General features: G+C 50.5%; 8 protein-coding genes and 2 pseudogenes. All 10 read left to right on the top strand.

The window, feature by feature from the left end; translation table 11 throughout:
• A pseudogene (locus tag BM058_RS17295) lies at positions 1-240 on the top strand (IS110 family transposase); the annotation flags it as partial.
• A gap of 427 nt (positions 241-667) precedes the next feature.
• Positions 668-4,318, top strand: coding sequence for a pectate lyase (pelA, locus tag BM058_RS17290; protein WP_090928869.1), 3,651 nt, complete (start codon positions 668-670; stop codon positions 4,316-4,318).
• Positions 4,319-4,402: 84 nt separating this feature from the next.
• Positions 4,403-6,706 (top strand): AraC family transcriptional regulator, encoded by a 2,304-nt coding sequence (locus BM058_RS17285; protein WP_090928866.1) that lies wholly within the window; start codon positions 4,403-4,405, stop codon positions 6,704-6,706.
• Between the two features lie 303 nt (positions 6,707-7,009).
• A complete protein-coding gene (locus BM058_RS17280; protein WP_090928873.1) occupies positions 7,010-8,512 on the top strand; it encodes an extracellular solute-binding protein in 1,503 nt (500 codons plus the stop codon).
• Positions 8,513-8,615: 103 nt separating this feature from the next.
• Entirely contained in the window at positions 8,616-9,575 is a 960-nt protein-coding gene (locus BM058_RS17275) for an ABC transporter permease (protein WP_090928864.1), read from the top strand.
• 21 nt (positions 9,576-9,596) lie between these two features.
• Positions 9,597-10,472 (top strand): carbohydrate ABC transporter permease, encoded by an 876-nt coding sequence (locus BM058_RS17270; protein WP_090928861.1) that lies wholly within the window; start codon positions 9,597-9,599, stop codon positions 10,470-10,472.
• 42 nt (positions 10,473-10,514) lie between these two features.
• On the top strand, positions 10,515-12,080 hold the full coding sequence (locus BM058_RS17265; RefSeq protein WP_090928858.1) for a glycoside hydrolase family 43 protein: 1,566 nt from the start codon (positions 10,515-10,517) through the stop codon (positions 12,078-12,080).
• Between the two features lie 4 nt (positions 12,081-12,084).
• Positions 12,085-12,618, top strand: coding sequence for a hypothetical protein (locus BM058_RS17260; RefSeq protein WP_090928856.1), 534 nt, complete (start codon positions 12,085-12,087; stop codon positions 12,616-12,618).
• Entirely contained in the window at positions 12,600-13,250 is a 651-nt protein-coding gene (locus BM058_RS17255) for a YesL family protein (RefSeq protein WP_090928853.1), read from the top strand. Before BM058_RS17260 ends, BM058_RS17255 begins: the two co-directional genes overlap by 19 nt.
• Before the next feature lie 370 nt (positions 13,251-13,620).
• Positions 13,621-13,865 (top strand): annotated as a pseudogene (locus BM058_RS17250) (IS1380 family transposase); the annotation flags it as partial.

The raw sequence follows: 13,865 nt of genomic DNA, 5'->3' as shown, positions 1-13,865 counted from the left end.
CGTTTACGCCGCATTCTCTTTTTAGCGATTCGTCCTCTCGTCGCTCACAATGACACGTTCCATGCCCTTCATGAGGAGCTGACGAAGCGTTCCGACCGTCCGTTAAAAAAGACACAGTCTCTTGTAGCCCTGTGTGGAAAACTTTTAAAAGTACTGTTTGTGATGGGGCAGCGGGAATGCGCCTTTGATGGAGCGAAGCTCCTCAGAGATCGAAGACGATCTCAAGCTCAAGCAGCCTAATGTTCACGTCTGATACGACCTTGTTTCTCGTTCTTTTTTGCCTATAGAACAAACACCAATAGTGCCGAGGCGGCGTTCATTTTATCCATTCGGGCCCAGACCCAGCAAAGGAGCTTAGCCGCCCCCCACCACATGGATACGCCGGACGAAGGAATGTATGGACCTTCAGCCAGTGATATATGGGAGGGTTAGCGACCATGTGCGATGTGGGTGATTTCCAAGAGCACGGTTATATACTAATTTACCAACAAATTCCTGTTTGGACAGGTGGAAGGATTCTGTACTGGTTCAAATTGTTAGACATAACAATATATGTGTCCGTGAGGTGGGAACGCATCTAGCTGGTAATCATTGATAGGTTAGAAATTCGGAGAAAACAAGAGCATGTAGAAGAATAATTAATTACAAAGAGGGAGGGACGAAAACAGTGAAAAAAACAGCTTGTTATACCGCTGCTGTAACAGCTGCTCTGCTGGTCGCGCCACACGCGGCTGCGTCTGAGGATCAGCCGGCGGACAAAAACGTGTATGAAGCCGAAGCGGCAGAGGGCGAAGGAATTGTGACGGACACCGAACACAAAGGGTACACCGGCGACGGGTTTGTGGATTTTGATCCGAATGAGCCCGGGGGATACGTAAAGTGGAACATCGACGTGCCGTCTGAAGGGGACTACAGGCTCGGGTTCCGGTACGCGCACGGGGGATCTGAGAATCGTCACGCGGTCGTTCAGGTCGATGGAGAAGAAAGAGTCGGGAAACTGGATTTCGAGCCGACGGGGCAGTTTGATGATTACAACTACGCCGAGGCCGTGATTTCTCTGACGGAAGGGTCCCATACGATCCGTCTGACCGCAGCTGCTGCCCAGGGCGGCGCCAATATCGACCACCTGCTTGTGCGTCCTGCCGTGGATAAAGTGAAAGAAGCCGAAACAGCCGTTCATGACGGCGTCATCATTGATAACAAACATACCGGCTTCACAGGAGAAGGGTTTACGGATTTTAATCCAAATGTACCGGGCGGCTACGTGGAGTGGACGGTGGATGTTCCGTCTGCCGGGGAGTACACGCTGGATGTCAAATACGCCCATGCCGGCGGCAGTGACAGGCCGGCAAAAATCAGCGTGAACGGGGAGGCAGAAGAAGAACTTCGTTTTCCCCCGACACCGGCCTGGAACGCGTGGAAAACTGAATCGATGCAGGTGAATCTGGATAAAGGAACGCAGACGATCCGCTTAACTGCGGTAGGCGCAGAAGGCGGAGGAAATATTGATCACCTGCGCATTCACAATACCATCGATACCGGTGACGGCCGCAAAGACGTGGACACAGAAAATGTGCCGCTCGAGCAGCTGGCCGGTGGTGTGATCGTGAAAAAGATGGAAGACATCGGTATGAAGGCGGACATCGAGGAAAAACAGGATGATCCGGTCACGGTGCTGGAATTTGCGGCGCTGATCAACAAGGCATTTGGGTTTGATCAGAGTGACATGCCGCACACCGGAAACGGCGGGCAGACCGGCAAAGCGTGGGGCGCTTACGTGAAAGAAACGGCGCGGGCCCATCAATATATTCCGGATCATCTGGATGAGCAGCTGCAATGGAATAAACCCATCACCAAACGGGAGACGGCTCTGATCACAGCGGATCTGCTGGACGCTGTTCCCGATAACGAAGAAGGACCTGGAATGATGGGGCGTATCGCCGGGGAAGGCTGGATGAACGAAGACCGTGCATCGCAGCCCGCCATACCGTCTGACATGACGTGGGCCGAAGCGGAAACATTCGCGAGAGAACTCACCAATCACTCGGACAAAAACACCGGCATCGTGCAGGTGGCCAAAGCCGATATGCTGACGCCGCACCTTATTGCGGTGACGCTGAATGGAACAATACCCGACGTGCAGGTGGAGGATATCGGGGTGTCGATTCCGGCTGGACAGTGGGAAAGCCTGACACCGCTGTTGAACCAGGAGCTTCGGATCAGCGAAGCAGCCGTAACAACCGATACGTTCGGCAATACCGTGCTTGTTATGAAGAGTATGGATGAACTGCAGGACGGGGCGCAGTTTTTCCCGGAAGAAACCGAGCCTTCTTTTTCCGGTAACTTGGACGATGCGGTGGAAAAAGCGGATAACATGCTGACGTGGCAGATGGAACACGGGGGCTGGTCGAAAGCCATCGACTACAGTGCGCCGTGGGACGGGGAAGAACCACGGTCGGAATGGGAAGAAGACGGCACCGATCTTGGCATGATCGACAACAACGCCACCGTGAAAGAAATCCGTTTTCTGTCGGAAGTGTATCAGGCAACAGGGGAGGAAAAGTATAAAGAAGCGGTGCACCAGGGGTTGAATTTTCTCGATAAACTGCAGTATGACACCGGCGGCTTTGCCCAGGTGTATCCAAGACGCGGCAATTACTCGGACGCCGTCACCTTTAACGATAATGCCATGGTGCGGGTGCTGGATCTCATGGACGACATGGTAAAACAGGAGTACCCGTTTCAGGGAAATCTGATGAGTGAGGAGGACCGTACCTCTCTGCAGGATTCCCTTGATCTGGCTGTTGAGTATATTCTGAACGCGCAGATTGAAGTCGATGGGACGTTAACGGCCTGGGGAGCTCAGCATGATCCTTTCACCTATGAACCGGTGCAGGCGCGGAGCTATGAACATCCTTCTATTTCAGGATCCGAATCTGTTCCTGTTATCCGCTTTTTAATGTCGCGGGAAAACCAGACAGAAAAAATGCAGCAGGCGGTGGAAGGAGCTTTGCAGTGGTTTGAAGAAGTTAAAGTAGAAGACATGCGGTACGTGAGCGGAGGCAGTGAGAACAATGAATACTTTGTGGAGGAACCGGGAGCAACTCTTTGGTACAGGTTTTATGAAATCGGTACCAATAAGCCGATATTCTCCGGCAGAGACGGCGTGATCCAACACGATATCCAGGAAGTTGAAAAAGAAAGACGGGACGGCTACCAATGGGCCGGGAACTACGCGGAATCGCTGCTCGACACGGCCGGACAGACAGGGTACTTTGAAGGAAACGTATACGCACAGGTCCAGGAAACCAATTCGGTGGATCAATGGGACAGAACCCTGCAGGAAGGAGATGTTGAAAAAATCAACGACTACTCGAAAAAAGTGGAGGAGAAAAACAGCTCGCTCACTGTATCCAAAGATGGAAGCGGCGATTATGAAACGGTGCAGGCCGCCATTGATGCGGTACCGGATGATAACACCAGCCCCGTTACCATCGAGGTTAAAAACGGCACGTACAAAGAAGTCGTCGAGGTGCCGGCGGGGAAACCGTTTATCACCCTGAAAGGCGAAAGCCGGGACAAAACGATTATTACGTATGACAACCATGCCGGCAAAGCGAACGGCGTGGGTGGAACGATCGGCACCAGCGCCAGTGCATCCGTCTTTATTAAAGCGGATGACTTTCAAGCGGCTGATCTGACGTTTGAAAACTCTTTTTCCGCAGAAGATGGTGTAAAAGGGCGTCAGGCTGTCGCGGTGAATGCCCGGGGAGAACGTTTGATTTTTGATAATGTGGCGTTTCTCGGTCACCAGGATACGCTGCTCGCGAATTCCGGTACCCATTATTACCACGACAGCTATATCGAAGGGGACGTTGATTTCATCTTCGGCGGCGCCCGGGCGGTGTTTGAAGACACGACCGTGCATTCGCTCGACCGTGGTTCGGACACGAACAACGGCTATATCACCGCAGCCAGCACGCTGACCGAGCATCCGTACGGTTTTTTGTTTCTGAACAGTGAGCTGACAAGTGATGCTGCAGCCGATACGGTGCACCTCGGCAGGCCGTGGCAGCCCGGCGGAAATCCGGAAGCGGTCGCCTCCGTCGTGTTTAAAAACAGTACCCTGGGTGCGCATATTAAGCAGGAAGGCTGGACCGAAATGGGAGGGTTCCCTCCGGAGGAAGCAAGGTTTTATGAATACAACAATGACGGTCCGGGGGCTGTAGTGAATGAACAGCGGCCTCAATTAAGGGAAGACGAAGCGGCGGACTATACGGCCGAACAGGTGCTTGGCGGATGGAAGCCTGAACTGTAACAGGAAAGGGGAGGTTCTCTTCACGCCGGACCTCCCCGGTTAAAAAACGGGCAGTGACATGAATACAGAGGAGCCGCGGTAAACATGAGAAAAAGTCTGTTAACGAAATTAATCATGTTTGGGTGTATTTTCAGTATTGTCCCGGTTATGTTGGTCGGTTTTTTTTCTTACGGTCACTCTTCGGAGGTGATACAGGAGAAAGTAAACGATGAAAAAAAGCAGATGATCCGGCAGATTAACTCCAATGTGGAACAGGTGCTTCTGACGGTTGACCACAGCATGAACCATATCACCAACAATCCTCTGATGGAAGAGGCGGTCACGTCCAGTATGTCGGGCCGGGATTTTGAGATTTACAGGGATCTGAACGAATCGATACGCAAACTCCATTCGTACAAAACGAAAGTGGAAGAAGTGGTGGTTCTTAATTTCAGGCACGACTGGATTCTGCAGAATGAAGGAGTGGAGGCTCTAAGGGAACACCCGGATAGGGAGCAGTATCTGTCCTACCGGAACCTCGAATTTGATTCCAGCTGGGTACTGATGCAGGGAGAAGATTTTCAGGAGCAGCTGAGCTACAGCGGCTGCCAAAACAGCATCGGCCTCATCAAGAAGCTGCCGGCGAAACGAACGGACAAATTCGGCATGGCGATTGCCAAGATTCCAACGTGCGGCCTTGTGGAGATGATTAACATGGATGATCTCTCGGACGAAGTCATGATCACCGATGAAAACCATACCATTGTCGTGCACAGCGATCCGTCCATGATTGGCAGGACATTGACCGGGACCGGTTACGTGCAATCAACGGACGCCATCCAGGGAAAACAGGGACAATTTGATATCGTAACAGACGAAACACCCCGCACCGTGACGTATTACAAATCGGATTTTAATCACTGGACTTATTTATCTTTTAATTCCATTGAAGAAATGACAAAAGAATCGCAGAATATCGGCTGGTTTACCCTTGTTATTATCATACTCCTGGTCACCGTGAGCCTGGCCGGTGTGTTTATCGTGAGCCGGAAGCTATACTTTCCAGTCAACAAACTGGTGAAAAATATCGAAGAAACCTGGCCGGACGACAAATCGTTGTCCACAAAAAATGAGCTGCAGTACATCGAAAACCGGCTCCATGAGATGTTTTCCACGCATTCTGATTTAAAGCAGGAACTGCATGACCATACGCAGCAGATTCAACATTTATTCATCAGCAAACTATACCTTGGCAGTTACACGACGGGAGAAATTAAAGAAAAACTGGATTATTTTCAACTAAAAGAGCGCGTGGAGACGTGGGGTGATATGAATGTGCTCACGCTCCAGATTGATGCACTGGATCATTCCTCCTATGACTGGAAAGACATAGAGCTGCTTCACTTCGCCGTAACCAACATCGTCGAAGAATCGATTCCGGCAGCAAACAAACTGTCGTCGGTATGGATCGATAAAACCCTGGTAAGCCTCGTTGGGTCCGGAACAGACTCGGTCCAGCAGGCCAAAACATGCATGTACGAAATCACAGAGCATATTCAGCAAAATATTAAAGAGACCCTTCATATATCCACCAGTATCGGCATCAGCTCCGCCTTTCATGAGATTAAAAGGGCATCAAGGGGATACCTGGAAGGAATGGAAGCACTGAAACACCGGATTAAGCTCGGCAAAGGGGTCGTTATTCATTTCAACAGTATCCACAAAGGGAAGCACTCGGTGATTTTTTCTTATCCGGAACGGACTGAGGAAGAATTGATCGATGCGGTGAAGATGGCCGAATCCGAAAAAGCCGCGGACCTTTTGAACAAGTGGATTCAAAAAGCCTTCCAGAATTCGCAGTCGCCGCGGGAGTACCAGATATCGATGATGCGGCTGTTGAACAATCTGCTTATTCTAAAGCAGGAGAACGGCATCAGCTTCGAGCAGCTTGAGATGTTCAATGCTTCCTTTTATGAAGAAGTATTAAAGCTGCAGATGAGAGATGAAGTCAAAGAGTGGTTCAAAAGCAGGATGATTGAGCCGCTCATACACGTTTTCCAGGCGCGGAGCCGGTCGCAGTATTTAAATATATCCGAAAAGATGATTGATCTTATCCATAAACATTACGATAAGGATATCAGTCTCGAAGACTGCGCGGCGCGGCTTCATTACAATGCGAACTATTTAAGCAGCATTTTTAAGCAGGAGACGACGTTTACGTTCAGTGATTATTTAACGATGTATCGTTTTTCGATGGCGAAGAAATGGCTGCTGGATACCGATATGACAATTAAAGAAATGGCGGAGAAGCTGCAGTACAAAAACTCCCAGAATTTCATACGGTCGTTTAAAAAGCTGGAGAATATGACGCCGGGAGAATACCGGCGTAAATACAAAAACGCCTCCTGAACACCTGTGGATTCACCTTTTTTTAAGCCTGCGTTTCTCTCTATGGAACCCGGGCTTTTTTTAGATAACTTGAGTATATTTACTGTAATCATTGCTTCACATCTGCCTGTACACGGGCCGTTTTGGGGTGGCAGTAACGTAATGATTATGTTTTTTACAACGGTGCCGGTGTAGGATAGTATCAAGCAATACGACGTTGCTGGAAGAGGAGTGTTTGTTTTTGGGAACAAAAAAAGAAGGAGGATGGAAGGACCTGGACTTTTGGCAGATTTCATTTTTTAGATGGGGGTATGAAAAGTGAAAATGAAACGTACCGCGGTAGCTTTCTGCTTGATTGGGTTGGTATCGGAAGCTTGTTCGAACAATAATGAAAGCGCTTCAAATGAAGAAGGGAATGAAGGAGGCGGCGGGTCCGGGACGATTGAAATCATGTCGAACCTGCATACACCGGAAGTGCCGGAACCTTTCATTGAAGAAAAAGTCGAGGAGCAGACCGGTGCTGACCTGTCTATCAACTGGGTTCCTGATAACAACTATAATGACCGGCTCAATACCGCTTTTTCCACGGGAACCCTGCCGGATGTCGTGTATGTGAACTTTAACCATTTTAATCAGTTCAAGGATGCGATCCGGGATGATCAGTTCTGGGAAGTTGGACCGTACCTCGATGAATACGAAAACCTGAGCAAATTAAAAGACAACGTGCTCGACAATTCCCGTGTGGACGGAAAGTTGTATACGATTTATCAGGGACGTCCTTTGTCGCGTCAGGGTCTGATTTACAGAAAAGACTGGGCGGAGCAGCTGGGCCTGGACGGACCGCCGGAAACGACGGAGGAATTCTTTGAATACGCCAAAGCTTTCACCGAGCAGGATCCGGACCAGGACGGACAGGACGACACCATCGGCCTGACCGACCGCGAAGATCTTGTGTACGGAGCGTTTAAAACCGTGTCTTCCTGGTTTGGCACGCCGAATGACTGGGGTGTTCAGGACGGGGAAATCCGGCCGGAGTTCATGTTCCCGGAATACGTGGATACGATGAAATTTTTCAGGAGGTTACATGAAAACGGTTACATTAACCAGGACTTCCCGGTAACGAGTAAATCCGACCAGCAGGACATGTTCAAAAACGGAACCGCGGGTCTTTATGTAGGCTCGATGGGGGACGTTGGAACTCTTTACAACGATGCAGAAAATATTAACCCGGACGTGGAATACGATGTGCACAACCGCGTCAAGGGTCCGGACGGGGAATACGGTATATGGTCCATTCCAGGCTTTGGTTCCCTGCAGCTGTTCCCGAAATCGGCTGTGGAAACAGAACAGGAACTCCGTAAAATCCTGGATTTCTTTGACAAACTGATGACCCGTGAAACGGCCAACCTTATTTCCTGGGGAATAAAAGGTGAACACTATACGGTGGAAGATGGAAAAGCGGTGATGACCGAAGACAGCCAGAAATTCGACCGCGAAGTGAAACCGTACCAGTCGCTCGAAATCGGGGAGCCCGCAACGAATGGAAGCTATCAGTTGAAAGCGGAGTACGCGCCAAAAGCAAAATCAGAAGAACTAAATATAGATAACGAAGATTTTCTCATCGAGGATCCTACGCTGACGCTGGACTCGGAGACGGATCTGCAGAAGGGCACAAGACTGCAGCAGGGCATTAACGACGCAACGTACAACTTCATCCTGGGCGAGCTGGATGAAGAAGGCTTCGAGCAGGCCGTCCAGACGTGGAGAAACAATGGAGGAGACCAGATTATCAAGGAGTACACAGAGGCCTATCAGGAATTGCAGTAAGCAGGCGTCAACGCCCGAAAAAAGGCCGGCTGCCGCAGACGTTATATTTCTGCGGCAGCACGCGGCCGACCCTCCTCCTATACAGAAAGGGTGAGAAAAACGGATGCAGAGTCAGACAGAGACGAAGGCGGGGAAGGTTCTCTCCAAAAACGAGAAATGGGAACTGATCAAAAAACGGATCAAAAAAAATAAACTGATCTATCTGATGATTCTTCCGGGTCTGTTGTATTTTTTCGTATACAAGTACATTCCGATGTACGGGTTGATCATATCGTTTCAAGACTATAAACCGTACCAGGGAATTATGGGAAGCCAGTGGGTGGGTCTGGAACATTTCAAACGATTGTTTGCCGATCCTGATTTCTGGATGATATTCAAGAATACGCTTGTGCTGTTCGGGTTACAGTTGATCATCTTCTTTCCGGTTCCTATCATTCTATCGCTCATGCTCAATGAAGTGCGGAGCATGCCGTTGAAACGGTCGGTGCAGACACTGATTTACATTCCCCACTTCATGTCGTGGGTGATTATCGTGTCAATCACCTACGTTCTTCTCACGATGGATGGCGGGATCGTAAACGGACTGCTGCAGCAGGCCGGTTTTCAGGAAGTCAATTTCCTTTTGAACCCGGACTGGTTCCGTCCTATGTATATCCTGCAGGTCATCTGGCGTGAAGCGGGCTGGGGCACGATTATTTTCCTGGCGGCGATTGCGGCGGTCGATGCGCAGTTATATGAAGCGGCCAAAATCGACGGCGCCGGCCGGTTCCGGCAGATGTGGCATATTACCCTGCCTGCGATCAAAGGGGTTATCGTCATTCTGCTTATCCTGAAAATCGGGGACGTGCTGGAACTTGGTTTTGAACATGTCTATCTTTTACTGAATTCGTCGAACCGGGAAGTGGCGGAGATATTCGATACGTACGTGTATACAGCAGGTCTGAAGCAGGGGCAGTTCAGTTACAGCACGGCCGTCGGGTTTTTTAAAGGGCTGGTCGGACTGGTACTGGTTGTGATCGCGAACTGGCTCGCCAAGAAAGCAGGAGAAGAAGGTGTTTATTAGAGTGTCCGGAGGAGGATGAAAATGATAGAGGATAAAACAGCCGGCGGGCGCTTGTTTACCGTCGTCAATATTACACTGCTGCTTCTTTTCGCCTTGCTTTGTATTCTGCCCTTTATGCACGTCATTGCCGGGTCGTTTACGACAAGCGCGGAACTTGCCGAAAAAGCATTTGTGATTTTTCCAACGGAGTGGAGTATCGATGCCTACAAATATATTTTCTCGACGGATACGATTTTCCGTGCGCTGCTCGTTTCGATTTTCGTGACGGCGGGAGGGACGCTGTGGAGCATGCTGCTGTCGGTGCTTACCGGGTACGGCATGTCGCGTAAAGACCTGCCGGGCCGGCGGGTGATCATGTTTTTTATCGTGTTTACGCTGCTGTTCAACGGCGGTATGATCCCGACGTTTCTTGTCGTGCAGCAGACAGGGCTGCTGAACTCTCTGCTCGCGCTCGTCATACCGGTATCGATCAATGCGTTCAACATGATTATTTTAAAAACGTTCTTTCAGAATCTGCCGGCGAGCCTCGAGGAATCGGCGAGAATAGACGGTTGTAATGATTTTGGGATTCTGTTCCGCATCGTGATTCCTTGTTCGATGCCGGCCATTGCGACGATTTCGCTGTTTTACGCGGTGACGTACTGGAATACGTATATGCATGCGATTCTGTATCTGGAGGATGCATCGAAATGGCCCGTACAGGTGCTGCTGCGTCAGATCGTTGTGCTGGCAAGCGGCATGAACTATGACGGCTCCACCTATATGGATGTGCCGCCGCCGGAACAATCCGTGAAAATGGCCGTCATCGTCGTCGCAACGATACCGGTGCTTCTTGTTTACCCGTTCCTGCAGAAGCACTTTGCCAAAGGAGCCCTGCTCGGGTCTGTGAAAGGATAGAAGCACGATGCAGTATTTTCAACAAAAGGAGGATATAACAGTATGAGCACATTCAAAAATCCAATTTTGCAGGGGTTTTATCCGGATCCATCGATTTGCCGCGTGGGAGAAGATTATTATATGGTCACCTCGACGTTTGAGTATTTTCCGGGGGTCCCGATTTTTCACAGCAAAGATCTGGTGAACTGGAAACAGATCGGCCACGTGCTCGACCGGCCCTCGCAGCTCGATCTAGAGGGCACACCGCCGTCGCGCGGCATTTACGCACCCACGATCCGCTATCATGACGGGGTATTCTATATGATTACCACGTTTGTCGTCAGTCGTGAAGGAGAACGGCGGAACTTCTACGTCACCGCCGAAGACCCCGCCGGCCCCTGGTCGGATCCAAACTGGCTGGAAGGCGCTCCGGGCATTGATCCTTCGATTTTTTTCGACACGGATGGAAGGGCGTATTACACGGGCAACCGCAAGCCGCCGCGGGGCCGGGAATATCCTAAGCACAATGAGATCTGGATGCAGGAGCTGGATCTAAAGACAAAGCAGCTGACCGGTGAGGTGTACAGCTTGTGGGAAGGAGCACTAAAAACCGCCCACGCCCAGGAAGCCCCGCATCTCTATTTTGAAAACGGCTGGTACTATGTAATGATCGCAGAAGGCGGCACGGGGTTCACCCATGCGGTGACGATGGCACGAAGCCGCAGTATCACCGGCCCGTATGAAGGATGCAGGCGGAATCCGATTTTGACCCACCGGCATCTCGGGAGGCTTGCTGACATCACAAACGTCGGCCACGCGGATATCATTGAGACGCAGAACGGGGAGTGGTGGATGGTCTGCCTCGCCTCGCGTCCATACGGGGGTGAATACCGCAACCTCGGCCGGGAAACCTTTCTCGTTCCGTTTATCTGGGAGGATGAGTGGCCGCTTGTAAATCCGGGGAGAGGCGTGATCGAGCAGGAAATGAAACGCCCGGACCTGCCGGATACGCCGGTGGAGGGGGAGGCTTCTTTAGATCATTTTGATACAGATACCCTGCGAGATGTATGGAACTTCATCCGGACGCCGCATGACACATTTTGGTCGCTTGAGGACAGACCCGGTTATCTTAGACTGCAAACGAAAAAAGAAGCGGTCACCGAGGTGGCCAATCCGAGTTTTGCCGGGCGGAAGCAGCAGCATCTGTCGATGACCGCGCAAACCAAGATGGAGTTTCAGCCGGCACAGCCCGGGGAAACGGCGGGGCTGCTGCTGCTTCAGAATCATAACTTCCAATTCCGCCTAGAGTACGGAGAATTTCAAGACGGGCGCGGCGTCCGGGTCGTGAAACGAACAGACGGGGAGGAGGAAGTTCTCGGGCACATGGCATATGATGGGAAGCAGCTCCTCCTGAAAGTAAAAGCCCGGAGGCAGTCATACAGCTTTTATGCAGGGGGCGCTGAAGACACTCTCGAGCCGGTGGCAGAAGACGCAGACGGCAGAATTCTAAGCACCGACATAGCAGGCGGTTTTACCGGAGCCTATATCGGCATGTTCACGTCAAGCAACGGGCGGGAGAGTTCCAATCATGCCGACTTTGATTGGTTCCGCTACGAGGGGCAGGAATAAAAAAATGAAAAACAGCGTGATCACCACCCTGGTCTTTGGCTGCCTGCTGCTTGGAAGCGGGTGCGGGCAGGAAGACAGCGGTGTGGAGATTCAAGTGTATTCCGATGACGTGAAAAGGGATTGGAATGCCGCGGATATGCCGACTGTGCCGGAGGATACGAAGATGTTGGTCTATCCGTCGCTTGTGGAGAAATTTGTGGTGGAAGTAGCGGGGCACGACGGGGATATTTTTATTGTGGAAGAACCGATGTTAAAGGCCGCGCTGGACCCTGAGGGTCTGCATTCCCTGCAGGAACTGGAGGAAGGAAGAGGCGGGGCCGTCTTCAGAAAAGACCAGGGTATGGTATACGCTGTCGTCGTAGAGGAAGACGCCTCCCTGCTGCGGCAGGCGGAGGTGTCACTCAGCACACCGCTTATTGCCGTGATTCCAGCGTACAGTGATAAAAAAGAACAGGCCCTTCATATCCTGAAGCAAGCGCTGGATCAATCAAATCTGCTGCAAAAGGGAGGAGATGGAACATGGAATTCAACGGGTTAATGGCAGGATTTTATCGAATCAGTCTTCTGATTTCCCGGATGGCGTACGTGAATATCCTTTGGCTTGCTTTTACCCTGGCCGGTCTTGTCGTGTTCGGATTCATGCCGGCAACGGTGGCGATGTTTTCGGTCGTACGCCAGTGGATTCACAAAAATGCCGATGTAGAGGTGTTCCGCTTTTTCTGGAAGACATATAAAACGGAGTTCTTAAAATCCAACGCCCTGGGTGCGGTCCTCCTTGTGATTGGCACGCTGCTTTATGTGAACTTTCAATTGGTGCAGGCCCCGGCGTGGTGGATGATGATGCTGCGCTACGCGTTTCTTGTATTGAGCGTGTTTTTTGCGATGATTCTCTTATTTATTTTTCCGACGTACGCCCATTTTGAGTTGAAGCTGGTGCATTATATACGCACGGCTCTGCTCGTTGCCATGTCTTATCCTCACTACGTGTTTGCGATGGGGGTGGGGATCTACGGCCTGCAGGAGCTGATGTTGTTTGCTCCAGGGTTTATTCCGTTTTTTGCGGCAAGCTGCGTTGGTTACCTGGTTATGTGGCTGGCCGATAAGGCTTTTAAAAAACTACGGTATATGCCCGGCACAAGGGTACGCAGCACGCCCGTTTCGAACGGATAGGGGTATGGTGAGCAGTCCAATGACCCATCAATGAGAGGGGGACACCTACGTTGATGGGTGTTTTATTTTTGAGGGGGTTTTGCAGTATAAGAAAAGGAGCGGCCTATTAGAAAAAGGGGACCTTCTTCTCAGATTTGACCGGAAGACGGGAAAGGAAAAATGAACCCCCGTACAGCAGTTAGGAATAACCAATCGGCAATTCACTATAAATGACATCATCTACTTCAAAAAAAAATCGCCCGATTATTAGGGCGATTTTTTAAACCTGAATCCGTGATAATATCTTTCGACATACCCTTCAAAACCTTGATAAAATAGGGGTTAAGATCCTATTCATCTTATTGGATGAATGCACCCGGAAGGTGAAAAAATGAAACGTCGATTTGATATCCAATTAACGGATAATTATATTATATCTGCCAGTGGACTTCTCTTGATAGGGGAACTTCTTCAATCCTTGACCTTACATAAACGTCTCCATTCCTTATCTATGCCCGGCTTAACATCGTCGGCCGCCATTTCCCACGGCGATGTCGTGTACAGCTATCTCGGTCTTCTCTCTCAGGGAAAAAATGATTTTGACTGGATAGAAGAATCCCGCGGTGATGTCTTTTT

It is taken from the genome of Salibacterium qingdaonense (assembly GCF_900114715.1).
GTDB lineage: Bacteria > Bacillota > Bacilli > Bacillales > Marinococcaceae > Salibacterium > Salibacterium qingdaonense.
Note: the sequence above shows the minus strand (reverse complement) of the source record. Positions and strands in the feature narration are given on the sequence as shown.